At 40.2% G+C, this 20822-nt stretch carries 15 protein-coding genes; 4 read left to right on the plus strand and 11 right to left on the minus strand.

All coding sequences use genetic code 11. The features are described from left to right. Nucleotides 1-136: 136 nt before the first annotated feature. From ABS362_RS13160 to ABS362_RS13195, 8 genes are all read right to left on the minus strand, one after another. Nucleotides 137-1075 carry a glycosyltransferase family protein gene (locus ABS362_RS13160; protein ID WP_350412966.1) on the minus strand — a complete coding sequence of 313 codons (939 nt, stop codon included), beginning with the start codon at nt 1073-1075 and terminating at the stop codon, nt 137-139. 112 nt (nt 1076-1187) lie between these two features. Continuing rightward, a complete protein-coding gene (locus ABS362_RS13165; RefSeq protein ID WP_350412967.1) occupies nt 1188-2297 on the minus strand; it encodes a glycosyltransferase in 1110 nt (369 codons plus the stop codon). Then, nucleotides 2294-3571: an MATE family efflux transporter gene (locus ABS362_RS13170; RefSeq protein ID WP_350412968.1), complete on the minus strand. Its 1278-nt coding sequence runs from the start codon at nt 3569-3571 to the stop codon at nt 2294-2296. Before ABS362_RS13170 ends, ABS362_RS13165 begins: the two co-directional genes overlap by 4 nt. A gap of 22 nt (nt 3572-3593) precedes the next feature. Beyond that, nucleotides 3594-4745, minus strand: coding sequence for an O-antigen ligase family protein (locus tag ABS362_RS13175; protein WP_350412969.1), 1152 nt, complete (start codon nt 4743-4745; stop codon nt 3594-3596). A gap of 17 nt (nt 4746-4762) precedes the next feature. Then, nucleotides 4763-6076, minus strand: coding sequence for a nucleotide sugar dehydrogenase (locus ABS362_RS13180; protein ID WP_350412970.1), 1314 nt, complete (start codon nt 6074-6076; stop codon nt 4763-4765). 47 nt (nt 6077-6123) lie between these two features. Then, nucleotides 6124-8469, minus strand: a complete 2346-nt coding sequence (locus ABS362_RS13185; protein WP_350412971.1) for a GumC family protein — start codon at nt 8467-8469, stop codon at nt 6124-6126. A 31-nt stretch (nt 8470-8500) separates the two neighbouring features. After that, nucleotides 8501-9250, minus strand: coding sequence for a polysaccharide biosynthesis/export family protein (locus tag ABS362_RS13190; protein WP_350412972.1), 750 nt, complete (start codon nt 9248-9250; stop codon nt 8501-8503). A 287-nt stretch (nt 9251-9537) separates the two neighbouring features. After that, entirely contained in the window at nt 9538-10344 is an 807-nt protein-coding gene (locus ABS362_RS13195) for a DUF6089 family protein (RefSeq protein ID WP_350412973.1), read from the minus strand. Between the two features lie 753 nt (nt 10345-11097). Between ABS362_RS13195 and ABS362_RS13200 the strand changes: the two genes are divergently transcribed. Together ABS362_RS13200 and namA are read left to right on the plus strand one after the other, a co-directional pair. Beyond that, nucleotides 11098-13029, plus strand: a complete 1932-nt coding sequence (locus ABS362_RS13200; protein WP_350412980.1) for a M13 family metallopeptidase — start codon at nt 11098-11100, stop codon at nt 13027-13029. Between the two features lie 227 nt (nt 13030-13256). Then, complete coding sequence (gene namA / locus ABS362_RS13205; protein WP_350412974.1) at nt 13257-14324, plus strand: NADPH dehydrogenase NamA; 1068 nt, start codon at nt 13257-13259, stop codon at nt 14322-14324. A gap of 156 nt (nt 14325-14480) precedes the next feature. Here namA and ligD read toward each other — a convergent pair whose 3' ends face one another. Both ligD and ABS362_RS13215 read right to left on the minus strand, forming a co-directional pair. Then, a complete protein-coding gene (gene ligD, locus ABS362_RS13210) occupies nt 14481-15407 on the minus strand; it encodes a non-homologous end-joining DNA ligase (protein WP_350412975.1) in 927 nt (308 codons plus the stop codon). Nucleotides 15408-15509: 102 nt separating this feature from the next. Next, nucleotides 15510-15845 (minus strand): hypothetical protein, encoded by a 336-nt coding sequence (locus tag ABS362_RS13215; RefSeq protein ID WP_350412976.1) that lies wholly within the window; start codon nt 15843-15845, stop codon nt 15510-15512. A gap of 148 nt (nt 15846-15993) precedes the next feature. On the opposite strand from ABS362_RS13215, the gene ABS362_RS13220 reads away from it, so the two are divergent. Beyond that, a complete protein-coding gene (locus tag ABS362_RS13220) occupies nt 15994-17292 on the plus strand; it encodes an NCS2 family permease (protein ID WP_350412977.1) in 1299 nt (432 codons plus the stop codon). On the opposite strand, the gene ABS362_RS13225 is transcribed toward ABS362_RS13220, so the two are convergent. Further along, nucleotides 17289-18023 (minus strand): Mut7-C RNAse domain-containing protein, encoded by a 735-nt coding sequence (locus ABS362_RS13225; protein ID WP_350412978.1) that lies wholly within the window; start codon nt 18021-18023, stop codon nt 17289-17291. The genes ABS362_RS13220 and ABS362_RS13225 overlap by 4 nt on opposite strands. A gap of 179 nt (nt 18024-18202) precedes the next feature. On the opposite strand from ABS362_RS13225, the gene ABS362_RS13230 reads away from it, so the two are divergent. Beyond that, on the plus strand, nt 18203-20677 hold the full coding sequence (locus ABS362_RS13230; RefSeq protein ID WP_350412979.1) for a penicillin-binding protein 1A: 2475 nt from the start codon (nt 18203-18205) through the stop codon (nt 20675-20677). Nucleotides 20678-20822 lie beyond the last annotated feature (145 nt).

The raw sequence follows: 20822 nt of genomic DNA on the forward strand, positions 1-20822 counted from the left end.
GTTTTTAGTATCAATATCGGATTCGAATATCAACTAATGCTTTATTCTTACTAACACTTTAACAGGCGAATCTCTGAATCTACTTACATTAAAAGACAATTTTTCCAAAAAAGAAATTGTCTGATACATTTAACATTTATTTAATAAGGCTCTTATAAAAACTAATCAAAGATAAAGAACCATCCTGTAAATCAACGTATTTAAATAGATTAGTACCTGTTATTGCTATTGCCATTTTATTCTTTAAAGATTCTACATTTCCAGTGTTAAACAGTAGAACTCCATCAACTCTATCAACACAATCAGAAGCAATTATAAGCTTTTTATAGTATAAAGCTTCTTTAATGGTTAATGAATCACCATCTGTTGTAGTTGCCCTGATTACACAATTTGATTTCTGTATTATCTCGATAAATGAGTGAGGATAAGATATAAAGAAAACATTAGGTAAAGAGTTTGAATAAATCTTATGTAGTTTACCAGAGGGATCGGAAATTATTAAACCTGCCTCTTTGAAGTCTTTGATAGCTGTAATTATGGTATCTATACCATAGATGTCTCTTCCAAATTTGTCAACTACATAACTATGAGAATTTGTACAGAATATATAATTGTATTGTCTGCAAAAATTAGTAAACTCTATATCAAGTCTTAAGTTAACATCTACCTTTATATTATTGGGTGGTATAAATGCAGAAATAAGAGTAACCTTTCTATCATTTTGAACCTTGACCGCATGACTATATGAGTAATTATTTAGCACAAAAGACTTAAATGATAGTTTTAATGAGTACTTATCTAAAAAATTAGTAAAATCATACTTGCCATGGTATGTTATGATCACCTTTTTGCCAAAAAGATAGCCTATTAAAGCTGCAATAAATCGTAGTACTTTGTTACTAAAGTTTGTATGAACACATCTTTCTATAAAAAAATAGTAAAATGCTTTTAAAGGCATTTTTCTATAATCAATAAATTTATAGCTAATGCCATTCTCTTTTAAACTAAATATTAATCTCTCTAAATGAATAGATACACCTCCAATTGGAGGTGGCACTGTGCCAATAATTAACATACTAATGTAATTCAATTAAGGATTTATTTAAATCAAATAACAAATGTAATTGTTTAAATAATCTGAATTTGTTTTCATATCTTTTGAAGATAAAATCCTAGACCAGTTGATTTCACTTTTTTTGTTCATAAAATGTTAAATAGTTTTCAACTGTAGAACTTATTTCAAATTGCTTATTGAAAATCTTTATGACATTTTTTTTGATCTCTGATTTATTTGTACTATTTAAAAAATGTTTTAGAGCTATATAATACTCATCTTCCGTTATGTCTTTTGCAATAAACCCTGACTCCTTATCTATAATGATATCTGGAATACCGCCTACTGGAGTACATACAGGTATACAGCCTTGTGACATTGCTTCTAATAAACTAATTGGCAAACCTTCGAATAAAGAACTTAAACAAAATGCATCAGCAACATTAAGATAATCAATAACGTTTTTTCTAGTTCCTAGAATATGGATATCCTTACACCCAATCTGACTTATTTGTAATTTTATATTTTCACTTTCTACTCCATAATCCCCACCTATTATCAGCAATATAATGTCGTAACCTTCAAATCTTAGTTTTGCGACAACTTTAGAAAGCATGACTTGGTTCTTAGCACCTACTAAACGTCCAACACTAACTAATACTAAAGTATTACATGATCGCTTAAGTTTTTCTACTTCATCAAAAACTATATTGTAATTTTCAGTCTTTTCAGGTGATTGTCTTCCGTTATATATCCTTGCTGAGCTTTGAAATCCATAAGCTTCATAAAAACTTCTAGCACTTGTATTTGATATTGTTATAGTATGTATTAAACTATTTTTATAGAAGAGTTTCCGTGTTAAAAGCTCACTCCAATGTTTTACTTCCCTGAATGCGTCATTATGTACAGTATGAACATACAAAGGAACCTTATAAATCAAAGCAGACAATAAAGTATAATTTATTGAAGCCATATGTGTATGTACAATGTCTGGTTTTATATCCTTTATAATCTCATAGAGTCTCAAAAATATTTTAATATCTAAACCAATCTTTTTACCTAAAGAATGAAGTTTAATTCTGGTATTTACCTCATTTAGAAAAAAATCATTTTTATCTTTATTCAAGTCATACAATGTGCATAAATGTACTTCATGTTTAATAGACATAGTGTTAACTAAATCGACCACAAATCTTTCGGCTCCACCACTCCCTAAATTTGGTATAATGTGTAATATTCTCATTGCTCGCCTTTTAAAAATTCTTTTATAACTAACAACCTTAAGATTAAATAAGTACCAGCCTCCCCTGCTACCAAGATAAAAGTAAATGCAATTGAAAAACTTAAAGCAGTTTGGGGTATAAATTGAATGGCTATTAACATTAGAAGTAGTTTTAAAAGATTAGCAACCGCTTCTATATTTGGCCTTCCTAATCTATGGATTAGTACATTAAAGTATCCGATGTACATTGCTGTTGCTAAGCCAAAGCTTTGAATCACAAAAATCAAAATTGAGTCCTTGTATTCCTGTCCCATAAATAGTAATTGGAACCCAGTTACTGATCCAATAAAGAACATGATGATTCCTGCAAAAATCAGCCATTTGCTTGCCAATACTTTCTTATAATTTACTAATTCCTGAACAGTTTTAAGCCCCATTAATTCAGGTAGCAGAATGGACCTGACAGAATCATTAACAAGCGACATTATTCCTAGAAAGGTAACTGATGCTCCATATAATGCCAATTGATGTTCTTGGTTTGCACCTGCTAACTGATATTGGGGCAAGCGCGAAATAAGAATGTAAGCAATTGAAGACAGAACTACCCACTTGCCATAGTTTATAAGTCTCAAAAAATTAGTTCTAAAATAGCTTATGCTAAGAAACTGAAATTGATGGACGTACTTAGTAATCAAATTATAAGTGATAAGTACAGCTAGCGGAATTACATATAAAGATGATATGAATAAGTTAGTTGAAGAGTCAAAAAACCAATACCCAATACCAAGCGTTATAATTCTTAATCCGGAGTATATAAAAGTATTTACAGCATATGATTTATAATCTCCAATAGCCTGATCGCAGGATCGTATAGTAGACCAAATGTTCAATAACGCTGTAGCAATTACTATATTAGTAACCTCTGTTTGTCTACCTTCTAGTAACGGAAAAGCTAAGTATAAAAGCTTATATACGTAGCCTGATAAAAGAATTAATATTATTCCTTGTGTTATATTCCATAGTAATGAAATAGACAAGAGTTTAATATCTTTGACTTGCTTATAGAGCCCTATTGTTGAGATATTTAAACCAAAATTCAAAATTAAACTTCCAACTGTTACGATAGCTATATATAAACCAAAAACTCCAAATTCAGAAGTTGGTAAGGCTTTGGTTGCCAATAAAGTAATTGCAAAAGCTGATATATTATTGGCAAGAGTAGAAGCAAATACTTTACTAAAGCTGTTGAAATATTTCCTCTTCGATAAGTTTACTATCTTCTCTTTAAGCAACATTTATTAATTTTCTTGATTTAAACTACTTAAGAGAAGCCACACTTTTATTCTGTATAGCAAAAAGAAGCCAAAAGTATTTGTCATAGGTCATAGACAGGGTCATACCCATAAGTGTTAGCCCCAGGAAAGAAAGGAAAATGTAAAAGTAGGTAGGGTTACCTGAAGAGAAAACGTCATTCTTATTTATTGATTTATACAGCAAATAAATAAATAGTAACCCAGCTATAGCGCCCCCTTCTCCTATCATTAAAAGAAACATATTATGTGCAGTCTCACCACCTTCTTCTAATCTAGTATGAGAATACTCAGATGCACGTTTCACAAAATTACCTACCCCAGTACCTAATATAGGATTATGTTCAAACATACCAACAGCTGCATTCCAAGCTTTAAATCTTGCATCAGCATTACCTTCGTTAGAGCTTGCCCGATCAACTACATTCTGAACATCCTCAATAGTAAGGATGTAATTATAGCTAAAGCCAATTGTGATGATACTTACAAAAACTAGAAAAATTGATTTAGGATTTTTCTTTATAGTAACTCCAGTTATAATAGCTATGATTATTGAACTAACAATCAATGAAGAAACAGATCCTGCATTTAATATACCAATCACAAAGAAAGGAATAGTTATCACTAAAACAGACTTATACTTCCTTAAGCTGTATAGACCTAAGCCAATTAATAAAAAAACGATAACATGAGAAGCAAATTCATTTGGATCACCTGTACCTCCTCCTCTCCTGAAGGTATATTCGGAAAGCGGATCTTTAAATATTGAATAAATGATGGAAATCAGAACCGAAAACCAAATAAAAGTCAGAGTTTTTACAGAAGAAATTTTATAGAATACTAATGTGATTGATATTATCGCAACAATTAACGATAAGCTGCCAAATATGCTTCCTATTGTATAATCATTTATATTATAAATTATTGTAAGGCAAAGAATAGCTACAAAAAGAAGTATTCTTTTACCATAATTACTTCTTGCAGCTATAAATAACTCTTTCCAAAAAGTTATAATAAAAAGCCCGATAGCTCCCTTCAATAAAAAAGAACTTTTGAAGACATCAACAATAAGGTTATCATTAAAAAAGCTGAAAACTACTAGTAACTCTACAGCACTTCGGATATAATCACCGTTATTTACTAAGCTTCTTTTAATCATAAGCTTTATGAGTACAATTACAATCTTCCATCAACCAAGCTCCGATCAAGACAGGCTTTTGTATCAAAAATTACAGCATTATTACGTTTAAACTTTTGAAAATCAAACTTTAAAAACTCATTATGAGCAACGGCAACAATTATAGCATCATATGAAATAGAGGTATCAAGGGTATTTAGAATATTTAAGTCATATTCGTGTTTAACCTCAACTGCATCCGCCCATGGATCAAAGATATCTACGGTTAAACCAAACTGATTTAATTCATGATAAATATCAATTACCCTAGTGTTTCTAACATCCGGGCAATTCTCTTTAAAGGTAAAACCCATAATAAGGGCCTTAGCACCTTTTATTTTGTGGTCTTTCTCAATCATTAATTTGATCACTTTATTTGCCACAAACTGCCCCATGTTATCATTTACTCTACGACCTGAAAGTATTACCTGTGGGTGGTATCCTAGGGCCTCTGCCTTATGTGCCAGGTAATAAGGATCAACGCCAATACAGTGACCACCAACAAGGCCTGGTTTATACTTTAGGAAATTCCATTTAGTTCCAGCGGCCTCGATTACATCGTTGGTATCAATACCAATTCTATCGAATATCAAGGCTAGCTCATTTACAAAAGAAATGTTCACATCACGCTGTGCATTCTCTATAGCTTTGGACGCTTCAGCGACTTTTATGCTCGTAGCTTTGTGTGTACCTGCTGTTATGATAGAGCGATACAGATCATCTACTCTTGAGGCTATTTCTGGTGTTGAGCCACTTGTTACCTTCTTGATTTTAGTAAGGGTATTAATTTTATCACCAGGGTTGATGCGCTCAGGTGAGTAACCTGCAAAGAAATCTTTATTAAATTTTAACCCAGATACTTTTTCTAACACAGGTACACAGTCTTCTTCAGTACATCCTGGGTATACAGTTGATTCGTATATTACCAGGTCACCAGTTTTGAGGACAGAACCCAACATTTCGGATGCTTTAATAAGTGGGCGTAGATCAGGAGCTTTGAACTGATCTATAGGAGTCGGAACCGTGACTATGAAAGTATTATAATTCCTGAGATCTTTCTTATTTGAGGAAAAATTGAGACCAACACCATTCTCACCAATAGAGTAGGAGGCCATCGCAGCTTCCATCTCTTCGAGATTTGCTTCCTGGGTGCGATCTTCACCTCTATTAAGTTCCGCTACACGCTCTTCATTTATATCAAAGCCCAATACATCATACTTTTTACCAAATTCAATTGCTAAAGGCAAGCCTACATATCCTAAGCCTATAATAGCGATTTTTGAATTCTCAACAATAGTTGGATTATTGTTCATTAGAGTCTGTTTGTAATTTTTAATCTTACAGCAATTATAAATGGAGGTTATGCTTCAATGCGCATTCCTTTTTTTAATACTTTTTTCAAAGAAGTCTTATCGGATTCGTTGTATCCATACCCATAGCCATACCCATAGGCCTCCTTCATATCCGCATCATTCAACACGATCATCGGGTTATTCAGCTTTTTATTCTGGTAGATATCATCTACAATGGCTATCTGTGATTTGAAGGTGTAGTTATAGCGCACTATGTATACGCTGGCATCGATGAGGGGAGCCAGTGTAAAGGCATCTGCCACTTGCCCGGCCGGAGAAGTATCTAATATTACATAATCAAACTGCTCTCGTAATTCCGCTAACAGATGACTTATTTTCGGGCTCATTATAAGTTCGGCAGGGTTAGGCGGTATAGGCCCTGAGCCAATCGCAAATAAACCAGTCACTTCAGTAGATGGTATCAGGATGTCCTGAATACTTAGTTGCTCGTCTATGATATAATTTGTAATACCTGTTTCATTAGCAAGGCCCATATCCTGGAGCAGACGCGGTTTGCGCAGGTCGAAATTAACCAATACTACCCGCTTACCAGTTAAAGCAAGGCTGGCTCCCAGGTTGATGGTAAAGAAGGTCTTGCCTTCACCACTCATGCTAGAGGTAATCATGATCACCTTGCTATTTTTACCCAACGTAGCAAATTGGAGGTTAGTACGGATCAAACGGAAAAGTTCAGCTACCGTGCTGCGGCTGTTTTCAGTCACTACAAGTTTCTCGAAGGTATCGTTATGAGCGATCTCCCCTAACACAGGTGTAGCTGTAGCTTTTTTAACATCCTGCTGGCTTTGTACCCGGTCATTCAGTAGCTCTTTGATATAGATACCCGCAAATGGTATCCCCAGCCCTACTAAGAAGGCCAATAAATAGATCAGCTGCTTTTTTGGCTCTACAGGATAATCACCTGCAACAGCAGGGTCGATGATGCGGGAATTAGCCACCGTAGCCGCTAACGACAAAGCCGATTCTTCACGCTTCTGCAACAAGTATAAGTACAAGCCTTCTTTAATACTCTGCTGACGCTTGATCTCGATGAGGTCTTTCTCTATACTTGGTACCTCTTTAATTCGGGACTCAAACTGCGCAGAACTAGCCTGCAGGTTACTGCGGGTAATGATAAGTCCGCTTTTAATATTGCGCAGGTTCTCCAAGATATTACCACGAAGGTTCCCTAACTGCTCGTTGATGTTCTGTACCAGGGGGTTCCCAGGCTGTGACACACGCAACAGGCGCTTTCGCTCTAATTGCAGCTCATTAAATTTAGAGATCAGGCCAAGCAAGGTGGCATCCTGTATTGTAAGAGAGCTGGGAACAAGTTCATCCTGTGTTTCTTGCTTCATCAGGTATCGTTCAATGGACTCCAGCACGTCTATCTGAATCGCCCACTCTGACAGTTGCCTGTTATACTCACTTGCCTTCTCCAAGTATAATTTAGCTTCAGAGCTAACATCTGTAACCCTGTTTTCTTTTTTGTAGCTTTCTACGTCTTGCTCTACTACAGTCAGTTCTGAGGTCAGGTATTTTAACCTGTCATCAATGAACTGTATGGTGCTGCCAGCAATCAGGTTCTTATCTTCTACTGCCTCCTTGTTATATACTTCAACCAATTTATTTAAAATAGCTACTCCTTTCGCTGGAACCGGGTCTACAAGGCTCAGGCTAAGCACACTGGCATTTTTGTTTATAGGAGCAACAGTCAATTTTTGGTTATAGTATTCGGCTACTTTGCGGATATCATGAAATTTAATAGTTGCTTTCTTTACATCAGCAAGCGCTCCATTTCCAGCAACTACTGTAAAGGCAGCGTAGGGCTTCTTTATTTCCTGCCCAAACTTATGTTGACTTACCTTACCATCATCTTCAATCTGAAAATTGATATTATCTTTAGTCTGTATAACTATAGTTTTATCAAATGCAGCAGAATCCAGCCTGCTCACGATCAACTTCACTGGTAAAGAGTTACCAAACACTTCAGTACTTTTCACTCTGCCATCGACATAATAGGTAGAGTGTAGCGACAATTCCTTCAGCACCCGGTTCATCAGGCTTTTGGATTTCAGTATTTCAATCTCATTGTCTATGTTTTTGCCAGACTGAAAGAGGTCAAGATCATTTAAGATAGCATTTTCTGCCAGTGAAGGCCCTTTCTTGTCATCTTTAATAAGTAAGGTACTGCTAATACGGTACTGAGGAGTTGTATAGCGTAGGTATAAATAGGCTACTACACCAGCAATAGTAACACCTATTATAAATACATACCAATACCGAAGATACTTTTGCAGCACTTCTTTTAAATTGATCTCTTCAGACTCGAACTGAAATAATTCTTTTTCCGACATAAAGCGGCGACTTAATTAGGATTCTGTAGCTCTACCTTAACAGGTAAGAAACTATAACAATAGCCAACGTAGTAAGAGAAGTTACAATAGATAATGTTCTCGTATTAGTACTTGCCTGCACTTGCTTCATTTTATCAGGTTCAACATACACCACATCATTCTGCTGCAGGTAAAAATAAGGAGAACTTAACACATCCTTTTGATTAAGGTTCAGGCGAACCATAGTTCGGGTTCCGGATTCCTCCCGCATCACGATAACATTTTCACGCTTACCAAAGGGAGTCATATCGCCGGCCATGCCCAGCGCCTCTAGAACCGAAATCTTCTCAGCAGGAACAGTAAAAGTAGAAGGACGGTTCACTTCTCCGATCACTGTCACTTTAAAGTTCATATTTCGGATACTTACGACTGGCTCTTTGAGGTACTGCTGAAGCGCTGATGATAAGGCATCTTTAGCTTCCTGTTTGGTTAGCCCCCCAACCTTAACACTGCCTATAACCGGAAAGTCTATTAATCCATTCTCATCTACCAGGTAACCTTCTAATTTATTTTCAGTAGCACCAAGCATACCACGATTAAACTGCATATCCGACTCCGGGCTTTCGCTGCTAACCGTTATACTTAACAGATCGTTAGGCTGAATTTTAGATACAGATAGATTAGTTATTTCTTCAGTGTAGGATGTTTGTTCCTTTAAATCGCTGAAATATGCCAGATTGCGTGTGGGGCTACAGGAGGTTATCAAAAAGAAGACAACCAGGTATAAGAAATTAAATTTCATTCAGATACAAGGGTATAATAAACTGTAATTCCTTAAGAAGCAGAAATCATAGTTTACATTAATTTACAATTGCAAACATTAATGCGCTTGCAAATGTAAAGGTTTGCCCTCTAAAAGCATATTTTATTCTTAATTATCTTGTACCACTATTGGCTGATTGCAATAATGTAAGATTACGTAAATCTATTACAAAGCTTTCATTTAAAACCTTATAATATCAAAAGGGCCTGTTCACTAGTGAACAGGCCCTTTTGATATTTTTGTTAATCCTTGAGTATCTCTCAGAATCATCTTCTTCTAATTCTAAAAGGACTGCGTCTGTGGTGAGTAATATTATACATTACTTTAACAGTTGCACTAAGATAAGCATCATTTGAACCTGTTAAAGGACTTACGTAACCATAGCTTACATTATCAAGATAATCTGATGTTGTGAAGTATACATTTAGCTCAGGAGCTATAGTTAACTGTTTTGAATACTGAAACTTCAAGCCACCTCCTACTGGAGCTACCAAAGTTAAACTTGGATAATCTTTTGCATCTTCAAACTTTGTTCCATCTCTTTTGATTTCGGATGATGATTGGTAAGCCAATATTCCTATACCAGCTTTTACATAAGGAACAATCAAGCGAAGATTTCTAGAGTTTCTATAGCGGGGACCAACAAAAGTATTCGTTAAATTATAAACTAAAGAAGTTGAAGCTTCAACAGCATTGGTCTTGAATGTTACATCATTGATATTTATGTTCTCTCTATCTCTAGCGTCTTCTTTACCATTGAAATTCAAATATCCAACACGACCTTCCACGCCGAAACTATGAGAAAACTGGTATAAAGCACCAACATTTAAAGTGGGCCCCATTCCATTATTTTTTAAGATTCCTACTTTGTCAATATTATCTGGATCGCCCTCATTTTCACTGTTCATTACCACAATACCTGGCGACGCAATCACAGACCAAGATGGTTTGAACTTACGTTTAAAGGCTCCTCTGAATTTTGGACTGCTGCTACCGCGCTGTGCTTCTGCTGTAAAAGCTGTAGCGATACAAATTAAAAAGACAGCTGCAAAGTAAATAAGTCTGAACTTCATCGATCTAAAAAATATATTGACTGGTTAATGAGATACAATTTTTCACAATTATACATATAAAAATTAATATGTCTTAATTAATTGTGTTAAAAATCATAGTTTTTGGCTCTGTGTAGTTTAAATGCTTAGTAAATTAAGATCAATAAATGATCTCTCTATGAAGCAACTATTCACAGAAGCCATTATAACGTTGTTTTACAAGAACTAATATTAAGGTTTAATATCATCTTTTCATTTACACTACAAAATCAGGTAAAATGCTTATTAGTCCTGCTAAATTATCCTTGTTATTATGGTTTGCTTTTCTGCAGGATTAAGGGCGTAGTATAGTTAGCAAGTACATATCTCTGCAAAATTCTGTCAAAGATCCTCCCTTCTTATCCTACTCATACAAATGTTTACCAATACATTTTGTACTTCATTTAAACTATACGATCAAAATCCTGTCCAAGAGAAAATCCCGAGTCAACCAACTATAAACGTGGCATATTAAATCTTAAATGCTATTTTTAAGAAGAAATAGTAAAGATGTATCAATCGCTGCTTATTTAAAACTTAATTACTATTTATTCAAAAATTAAGATAATCTAACTGATAACTATGCAATCTCAAAATTCTGGCAAACACCAGGTTAAACTGAAAAGCCAGTTTAAATACCTTGTGCTCGGAGCGGCTTTTATGTTCGCATTCGACGTTTCTGCACAGTATGGCTCAAAACCTCCTGCCAAAAAAGCCTTTATAGATAAGGCAAACATGGATCTGAAAGTAAAACCAGGCGACGATTTTTATACTTACGCTAATGGAGTATGGCTACGTAATAACCCGGTTCCGGCTAAGGAAACCCGTTGGGGTAGCTTTAACGAGCTGCGCGACTTTAATATTAAGGCTGTAAGAACAATACTTTCAGAATCGGCAGCTAAGACTGATGCAAAAGCTGGAACTGTAGAGAAGCGCGTGGGCGATTTTTATGCAGCAGGCATGGACAGCACAACTATAGACAAGCTGGGTTATACGCCTATAAAAGCTGACCTAGAGCGCATCAAAACGATAAAAGATGTGAATGGTGTGCTGAACGAAGTAGCTTACATGCGTACTTCAGGTGCGGGTTCGCCTATGTTCGGGTTCTACATTGGACAGGACCGCAAGAATGTAGAGAATATGGTGCCGCAATTAAGCCAGGGCGGTACTACCCTACCAGACCGTGATTATTACCTGAAAGATGATGCCCGTAGCACCAAAATACAGGAAGCTTACAAAAACTACATAACCAAGCTGTTTACACTAACTGGCGTAGACAAAGCGACTGCTGAGAAAAACTCTGAGATCATCTTTAATTTAGAGAAGAAACTGGCAGAGGCACAAATGGCGCGTGTAGAAATGCGCGACCCATATAAAACCTATAACAAATTCGCTGTAGCTGATCTGAGCAAAACCACGCCAAACATGGACTGGAAAGTGCTGATGTCGAAAATGAAAGTAACTGGTCAGGACACAGTGCTGGTTAACAACCCTAAGTTTTTTACCAGCCTGAATAGCCTGCTTACCGCTACCCCTGTTGCTGACTGGCAGACTTACCTACAGTGGAACGTGATGAAATCGGCAGCGCCATACCTGAGCACTGATTTTGTGGATGCTAACTTTGCTTATACACAGGCTTTGACCGGCCAGAAAATGCAAACACCGCGTTGGCAGCGTATGTCGTCGTTAACAGACGGCACGATTGGCGAATTGCTGGGCCAACTATATGTAGCGAAGCATTTTAAGCCGGAAGCGAAAGCGCGTATGGATGAGATGATCGCCAACCTGATAAAGGCTTATGAGATCCGTATTAAAGGCCTTGATTGGATGAGTGCTGAAACAAAAGAAAAAGCACTGGCTAAACTTCACGCCTTCAGACCGAAAGTGGGTTATCCTAACAAATGGGAAACGTATGAAGGACTTGAGATCAGCCGTAATAACTTCTTTGCAAACGTGCGCAACTCCGGCGAGTGGGGCTACTACAAAATGGTGAACCAGTTGGGTAGACCAGTTGATCGTGAGCGTTGGGGTATGACGCCTCCAACTGTAAACGCCTACTATAGCCCGGTTATGAACGAGATCGTGTTCCCGGCCGGTATCCTACAGTTCCCATTCTTCGACCCGAATGCAGATGATGCCGTGAACTATGGTGGTATTGGTGCTGTGATAGGCCACGAGATATCGCATGGTTTTGATGACTCAGGTAGCCAATACGATAAAGATGGGACGTTACGTAACTGGTGGACGGCTGAAGACTTAGCTAAGTTCAAAGAAAAGGCCACAGAACTCCAGAAGCAGTATGATGCTTACACGGTCCTGGATACGATCCATGTAAATGGTAAACTGACACTTGGTGAAAACATTGGTGACTTAGGTGGATTAAGTGCCGCTTACGAAGCCTTTAAAATGACCAAGCAAGGGAAATCTAAGAAGAAGATCGATGGATTTACACCTGATCAGCGTTTCTTCCTGGCGTGGGCACAGGTTTGGAGAGCCAATACGCTTCCTGAAACTTCTGCACAACTTATCCTGACTGATTCTCACTCACCGGGCCAGTACCGTACCATTGGTGCACCTGTAAATATGGATGCCTGGTACAAAGCCTTTAAAGTGAAGCCAGGTGACAAACTATACAAGAAGCCTGAAGACAGAATCAGGATCTGGTAACTATAGCTATACAAGATTTATAGTTTCAAAAGCCGCTCGAACTATAGTTTGAGCGGCATTTTGTTTTTATAATTGTCATTTCGAATGCAATGAGGAATCTGATACTTTTATATGGAGTGCCCAGATTTCTCATTGCATTCGAAATGACAAAATTAAGGTTCTTCTAAACTTTAACCCCTGTTTATAGTTGATATCAATTGTAATCTTCAAATCAATACACTACTTCGATGTCGAATTTATTCTCTCCCCTAACTATAAAAGGTATAACGCTTAAAAACAGGATTGCCGTATCGCCGATGTGCCAGTACTCCAGCGAAGATGGTTTTGCGAACGATTGGCATTTGGTACATTTAGGAAGCCGTGCTGTTGGTGGTGCCGGATTGGTAATTGCAGAAGCAACTGCTGTATCGCCGGAAGGCAGGATTACCCCGGATGACATTGGCCTTTGGAAAGATGACCATATCCCGATTTGGCAGCGCATCAACGCATTTATTGAATCTCAGGGATCAGTGCCGGGTGTACAACTGGCGCATGCCGGAAGAAAAGCCAGCCATAAAAGCCCCTGGAAAGGTGGGACTGCCCTATCTCCTGAGGAAGTTGCCTGGCAAACAGTGGCTCCGAGCGCTGTGCCGTTTAAAGATGCGGAACCTACACCGATTGCATTGGATAAAGAAGGGATACTGAAAGTAATTTTAGATTTCAGGTTGGCGGCAGAGAGATCGTTGGAAGCAGGTTTTAAAGTGATCGAGATACATGCAGCGCATGGCTATTTACTCCACGAATTTTACTCACCGCTCAGCAACTATAGAACAGACGAATATGGCGGCTCTTTTGAAAACCGCATTCGATTGCTTCTGGAAGTAACTGAATCTATTAAAGAAGTTTGGCCTGCTGATTACCCACTGTTTGTGCGCATCTCCGCATCCGACTGGACCGAAGGCGGCTGGACGGGTGAAGATTCTGTAAAATTAGCTCAAATCCTAAAAGACAAAGGTATTGACCTGATAGACTGTTCCACAGGTGGAAATGTGCCGGCTGCTAATATTCCGGTAGGTCCGTTGTATCAGGTGAAGTTTGCAGAAACTATAAAACGTGAAGCCGGAATTATGACAGGAGCAGTTGGCATGATCACCACCGCCCAGGAAGCAGAAACTATAGTTACCACCGGCCAGGCCGACATCGTATTGTTAGCCCGCGAACTTCTCCGTGATCCGTATTTCCCGATGCATGCAGCACACGAACTGGGTTATGAGCATACATGGCCTTCGCAGTACGAACGTGCAAAGCCAAACTAGGATTTTTAAGATTAAATAAATTTAAGGATCTGGATTGTTCTCAATGGCGTTGAATCTCCTCCGCTAGTGCGAGTTTGCAGCTCGTACTTTAAATTGATGTGTGATATTTATTTACGAACTACAAGCTCGCACTAGCGGAAATCCTTCAGTTTATACTTAACCTAACTTCTCCAGGCATTTCTCCATATCTATCCCTTTACCTAATACACCTTTAAACAGATCGCCTTTTTGTTTGATGCGGTCTGGTACATTTTTTATCGTGAAAGCTTCGGGAGTTAGGCCTGGTTTTACTTCCTCCCAGCTTAAAGGCGTAGAAACTGTGGCTCCCGGTTTTGGGCGGACGGAGTAAGCCGAAGCTATAGTTTGGCCAATGGAATTCTGCAGAAAATCTAAGTATACCTGCTTGCGGCGCTCTTTGGGGCTGCGCTCCAGGCTGGTAAGTTTTGGGAGTTTTTTATGCACCAACTTTACTACCAGATGTGCAAAATCACGAGCCTCGTCAAAACTATAGTTTGCGCCGAGAGGCACAAAAATATGCATACCGGTTGCCCCTGATGTTTTACAAAAAGCCTCTGCTCCTGCCCTGTCCAGCACTTCTTTGGTTGCCAAAGCTACTTCCACCACGTCATCATAGGTGTTCTTTCCGGGGTCTAGATCTATCACCATGTAGTCTGGCTTCTCCAGGTTGGCGATGCGGGAGTTCCAGGGATTTAGCTGAATGCAGCCAAGGTTGTTCATGTAAGCCAGCGTTGCTTTGTTGTCGCACACCAGGTATTCTACATCTTCGCCCGTGCTTTCTGCCCTCAGTTTTATAGTTCGCACCCAATCTGGTGCATTAGTAACGTCTTTCTGGAAGAAACCAGACTTTGCTATACCATCCGGATTTCTGAAAAGCGATTGTGGTCTGTCTACGAGGTAAGGTAAAATCACGTCAGCTATAGTTTGGTAATAATCGATCAGATCGCCTTTGGTTATGTGTTCATCCGGCCAGTATAGTTTATCCAGGCTGCTGAACGATACTTCCTGCCCGGCTATAGTTTGCGTAACGCGTTTTTTGTCTTTTGAAGCTGGTGTTGCTTTCATAGGTTTAGTTTTAGGCTGGTACGGATCAAAATCAGAAGTTACCGGTTCATCATTTATCTTCTTCTCTAACTAATGATCATATGTTTATCACGTATTTATAGTTCAGCTACGTTTGTCCAGGTCTTTGCCCATATCCGGTACCTGTCTCATGAAGGCTTCCACGGCTGCATCAGAATAGGTGCCATACGCATCCGTAATGGTGCCTTTTTCACCGGTATTTGTCTCCAGCACATACAGTATAGCCATATCGTCAGGGTTACTTTCTCCTTCAAAACGATAGAAATTAACGATCTTTAATTGTTCCGGGGAGAATTTTAGCTGGCTATCCATCGTGTGGAGCAGGCCATCATCTCCCAATGTAAAATCTACGTTGTAACCATCCTTGCGCACAAGGGCCAATACATTTACCAGTGAGGTCAGTTGTTCATTATTCTGCATAGTTATAAGTAGTTCTAAAGTGTATTGACTTAAACGCTGGAAGTCCTCATAAGTATAGCATTATGTTATTTTAAGCTTTGTAATCCGGCTTTTTCAATACTTTTGCGCCTTTCACGTAATGCGTATATAGTTGCCAAACCTACGCCTCATGCAAACCTACTTCGAATTCAAAAAAAACAATACTTCGTTAAAGACCGAGATCGTGGCTGGTATCTCTTCGTTTCTGGCTACTTCTTACATTATAGTTGTCAACCCAAGCATTCTGAGCCAGGCAGGGTTGCCTTTCTCAGGAGTTCTTACTGCCACAGTGCTGGTCTGCTTCTTTAGTAGTGTTATGATGGGCATGTATGCAAGAAACCCAATTCTAGTAGCGCCTGGCATGGGCCTGAATGCTTTCTTTACCTACTCGGCAGTGATGGGCATGCAGGTGCCCTGGCAGGTGGCATTGGGTGCTGTTTTCTGGTCGGGCATCGTGTTTTTGCTACTCTCTGTCTTCAACATCCGAACTTATATTGTTAAGGCCATTCCTAAGCCCCTGCGCTATGCCATTGCTGCCGGCATTGGCCTGTTTATTACGCTGATAGGCTTGGCTAATGCGAAGTTTATCATACAGGCTCCTGCAACTATAGTAGGTCCAAACGAACTGAGCCCGGCAATACTTACTTTTCTGGTGGGTTTACTACTCACGGCTGTGCTGCTGGTAAAAAATGTTAAAGGCGGAATTCTGATCGGGATTGTGTTTACTACACTGCTGGCATACCCGCTCGGACGTTGGTGGGGTCCTGAAACAATGGTTAACTGGCAGGGCGTCTTCTCAGCACCGGACTTTAGTTTATTGTTTGAGCTCGATCTTGTAAACTCCCTGCAATTTGCTGTGTGGCCTGTTATTTTTGCTTTTGTTTTTACTGACCTCTTCGATAGCCTTTCAACTATAGTTGGACTGGCCGAGGCGGCTAATATGGTTGATGAGCATGGGGAGCCACTAAATATTAAAAAGTCGCTGTTGGTGGATGCGGTTGCTACCACTATTTCGGGTTTGTTAGGTTCCAGTCCGGCTACGGCGTATGTTGAGTCGGCGGTGGGAATAGAAGCGGGCGGAAGAACTGGCGTAACAGCTATAGTTGCCGGGTTGTTGTTTTTACCTTTCCTGTTTCTCGCACCGCTGCTTTCTGTGGTTCCGGCTATTGCCACTGCCCCGGCACTGGTATTGGTAGGGGCATTCATGGTCCGTCCGATTATCCGTGTCAACTGGCTGCACCTGAGTGATGCTATTCCCGCTTTCCTGGCTATGGTGCTCATTCCTTTCACCTACTCTATCACGCAGGGTATTATATGGGGTTTCCTGAGTTACACGTTACTGAAGGTAGTAGGTGGCGAGTACCGTAAAGTACCGGTTGCCCTCTGGATCATCGACATATTCTGCATACTTGCGCTGTTTGTGCACTAAAGCTGCCGGATAAATGCCTGCATGCGTTCATAATGTGAGCCTTTCCAGTACACGCGAAGGCAATGGTTGCATTGGTAAAACTGCTGAAAGTAAAGCCTGGTTTTGGGTGGAAGCTGGTCCTGTACTTTTTCCTTGTCCACTTCCCTAATCTCACCGTTACACACCATGCAGCGCGAAAACAACTTAAACTCCGGGGCCAGTTTATAATATCGAATCACTTCCAGAAGCTGTTCGTCAGGTTGCTGCGAGCGGAGCCAGTAGCCATAGTTTATCATTTTCAGTTTCAGTATCCCAACGCCCCTCGACAGCAGAATCCGGTTTTCCCGGGCAGCTATAGTTGCAACTTCTTTCTCCGTGAGTTCTGGATCATAGGTTGTGTCGAAACCCAGCATCCGCAGCAGGCGCCCCAGTTTACCCAGGTGCACATCCAGCATAAAACGGTGTGGTGTTTCAGGCTCCGGGATAAGGTTTGCATTCAAATCTATAGTTGATTTTTCATGTATGGGATATACTTCTATCTCATCTCCGGGCAGTAGTTTGTATGCAAAATCTACTGTTTTCCCGTTAACTATGATCTGGTTCACTTCCGGGTGTGGCACGCCAAGTGCTTCAATAGCATCTTTTACAGTAGGATGATCGCGAAAACTATAGTTGATTATGCAATTCCGGCTTGTTGAATCAAGGAAATCGTTGAGCGTGGATTGAAACCTGAAAAAAGCAGTGCCAGCCATCGTTACTTTATAGTTGCACTATAGATACGTAACCTAACTACAGAATTTAAACTATAATTGCACAAAATTACCAGCATTTACGTTACAAACCGGGTCCGGATATGGCGCAATATTTGTGTGATGCCCGCCAACTGCCAGGCTTTAAACCAACAGTGCTGGCAGTGAACTTAACTTTTTAGATGAAGCGAGCGCTTTTAAAAATAATCAGATTTATAGTTATAGGCATACTGGAGCCACTCACCAGATTTATGAAGGTAGAGTGGACTGCTTTTTTCAGGAGCCAGAAACCGAAACTTACCCTACCTTACTGGAAACAGAAATGGGCACGACTCCGGACATTTAACTGGAAGCGCGACCGTAAATCGGTTATGCGTATAGGGTACCGTTCCGGGCTGTACCTGGTGCTGCTGTTCACTATATTCTACCTGTTGGTTTACATGGGTGCTATGGGTAACATGCCCTCCCGCAGCGAACTGAAAGCTGTTCAGAACAACACAGCCTCGGAGGTTTATGCTGCCGGTGGCGAGTTGCTGGGCCGTTATTACATACAGGATCGTACCAATGTAAAATACTCTGATATCGCTCCTCCTGCCATAAATGCACTGGTTGCCACCGAAGACGCCCGTTTTTACGAGCATGCCGGTGTGGATGTACGCAGCCTTGGCAGGGTTATAGTTAAATCGATACTGATGCAGGACCAAAGTGCAGGCGGTGGTAGTACACTAAGTCAGCAGTTGGCAAAAAACCTGTATCCGCGCAAAAATTATTGGTTCTGGGATATGCCGGTTAATAAGCTCCGCGAGATCATCATTGCCCGCAAACTGGAAGGAATCTACTCTAAAGAAGAGTTACTCGAACTATACCTCAACACGGTACCTATGGGCGGGAACCTGTATGGCATTGAGCGTGCGTCCAGTCGTTTCTTCAACAAATCGGCTTCAGAACTTAAAACTGAAGAAGCTGCCGTACTGATCGGAATGCTGAAAGCGACCACTTCGTACAATCCTCGCTTAAACCCTGAACGCTCTAAACAACGCCGCAATGTGGTGCTCAGCCAGATGGTAAAGTATGGTTACTTGTCTGAAGAAAAAGCTACATCTCTTAAAAAGCTACCACTTAGATTAGATTACACGGTTACAAATCATAACGATGGCATGGCGCCCTACTTTCGGGAGCAACTGCGCCTGGAACTGGTAGAATGGGCAGCATCAAAAAAGAACAAGAACGGCGACCCTTACAACCTGTATACTGATGGGTTGAAGATCTATACAACTATAGATGCAGGCATGCAGGCTCACGCCGAAAAAGCTGTCAGGAACAAGATGGCTGCTTTACAGCGTAAGTTTGATGCGCATTGGAGTGGCCGTAACCCATGGGGCCGCGATGGCAGCGTGCTGCAGGAAGCCATGAAACGCTCCGACAGGTATAAGAAGGCTAAAGCCAATGGCAAGACTGAAACCGAGATCATGGAAGAATTCCGGAAGTCCCGGACGATGAATGTTTTCAGCTGGCAGGGAAGCAAACAACGCACCATGACACCAATGGACTCGCTGGCTTACTACCAGAAATTCCTGAATGCCGGTTTGCTTTCCCTAGACCCCTACACTGGTGAGATAAAGGCTTGGGTTGGCGGCATCAACCATCATGTGTTTAAATATGATCATGTTAGGTCTAAACGCCAGGTGGGTTCTACCTTTAAACCTATAGTTTATGCAGCTGCCTTAGAGCGTGGCGTTGAGCCCTGTACCTGGTTTGCAAACGAGCGCATCACCTACCCGGAATATGACGACTGGTCTCCGAGAAATGCAACTGACCAATACGGTGGCGAATATACCATGCGTGGCGGCCTGGCACATTCTGTAAACACTGTTTCGGCGCAGGTTATGATGAAAGCTGGTGTAAAGAAAGTGGTAGATGTGGCGGAACGTTTAGGTATAGAAAGTGATATACCGGAAGTGCCATCTCTTGCACTCGGTGTGGCCGATCTGTCGCTTTACGAAATGGTGAATGCCTACGCAACTATAGCTAACCAGGGATATAAAATCGAACCTATCTATATCAGTAAGATAGAGGACCGTAGTGGCAAACTGCTCTTGAAGAATGATCTTGACAGGCCTGTACACAGGGCCATTTCAGAATCGAATGCGGCTATTATGCTGTACCTGATGCAGGGTGTAGTAGAAGAAGGAAGTGCCTCTAAGTTACGTTCAGAATTTGGACTGCAGATGGACATTGCCGGTAAAACAGGAACAACCCAGGATAATGCCGATGGCTGGTTTATAGGCATTACTCCTAACCTGGTAACTGGCGTTTGGGTTGGTGCCGAAAGCCCGAAAGTGCGTTTCAGAAGTTTAGCATTAGGCCAAGGTTCTGCTACGGCTCTGCCCATCTGGGGAGATTTCAACAAGCGCGTTGCCCTGGATCCGGCTTATATCGGCTACTATAAAAGTCAGTTCACCCAACTCGAGCCGTATCTGCAGGAACTTGTTAACTGTGCATCGTTCAGAGCAGAGCCACCGCATAAAACCTTCTTCGACAGGCTACTGGACAATGTAGGCGGAAAAGTAAAGGACTCTTTTGAAAACTGGAAAGAAGAACGCAAAAGACGCCGCGAGGAGCGTAAAAGAGAACGCAAAGAAAAGCGGGGTTGGTGATAAGGTAGGCTTGCTTTAATTGCTCATTCCGGATTTTGTCTGAAACAGGAATTAGTGTATACTACTGCCGCGAGTCTCCAGACTCGTGACTTATTATGATATTGAGTCTCCTGACTCAACTGGCCCGATAGGGACAAAGCCAGTA

Source organism: Pontibacter populi (assembly GCF_040278685.1).
In the GTDB taxonomy this organism is placed as follows: domain Bacteria; phylum Bacteroidota; class Bacteroidia; order Cytophagales; family Hymenobacteraceae; genus Pontibacter; species Pontibacter populi.

Coding starts and splice junctions, on each gene's coding strand:
- ABS362_RS13185 (WP_350412971.1), bottom strand. CDS start 8,469: ATGTCGGAAAAAGAATTATTTCAGTTCGAGTCTGAAGAGATCAATTTA.
- ABS362_RS13175 (WP_350412969.1), bottom strand. CDS start 4,745: ATGATTAAAAGAAGCTTAGTAAATAACGGTGATTATATCCGAAGTGCT.
- ABS362_RS13160 (WP_350412966.1), bottom strand. CDS start 1,075: ATGTTAATTATTGGCACAGTGCCACCTCCAATTGGAGGTGTATCTATT.
- ABS362_RS13180 (WP_350412970.1), bottom strand. CDS start 6,076: ATGAACAATAATCCAACTATTGTTGAGAATTCAAAAATCGCTATTATA.
- ABS362_RS13220 (WP_350412977.1), top strand. CDS start 15,994: ATGCAAACCTACTTCGAATTCAAAAAAAACAATACTTCGTTAAAGACC.
- ABS362_RS13230 (WP_350412979.1), top strand. CDS start 18,203: ATGAAGCGAGCGCTTTTAAAAATAATCAGATTTATAGTTATAGGCATA.
- ABS362_RS13190 (WP_350412972.1), bottom strand. CDS start 9,250: ATGAAATTTAATTTCTTATACCTGGTTGTCTTCTTTTTGATAACCTCC.
- namA (WP_350412974.1), top strand. CDS start 13,257: ATGTCGAATTTATTCTCTCCCCTAACTATAAAAGGTATAACGCTTAAA.
- ABS362_RS13200 (WP_350412980.1), top strand. CDS start 11,098: ATGGATCTGAAAGTAAAACCAGGCGACGATTTTTATACTTACGCTAAT.
- ABS362_RS13170 (WP_350412968.1), bottom strand. CDS start 3,571: ATGTTGCTTAAAGAGAAGATAGTAAACTTATCGAAGAGGAAATATTTC.
- ABS362_RS13165 (WP_350412967.1), bottom strand. CDS start 2,297: ATGAGAATATTACACATTATACCAAATTTAGGGAGTGGTGGAGCCGAA.
- ABS362_RS13215 (WP_350412976.1), bottom strand. CDS start 15,845: ATGCAGAATAATGAACAACTGACCTCACTGGTAAATGTATTGGCCCTT.
- ABS362_RS13195 (WP_350412973.1), bottom strand. CDS start 10,344: ATGAAGTTCAGACTTATTTACTTTGCAGCTGTCTTTTTAATTTGTATC.
- ABS362_RS13225 (WP_350412978.1), bottom strand. CDS start 18,023: ATGGCTGGCACTGCTTTTTTCAGGTTTCAATCCACGCTCAACGATTTC.
- ligD (WP_350412975.1), bottom strand. CDS start 15,407: ATGAAAGCAACACCAGCTTCAAAAGACAAAAAACGCGTTACGCAAACT.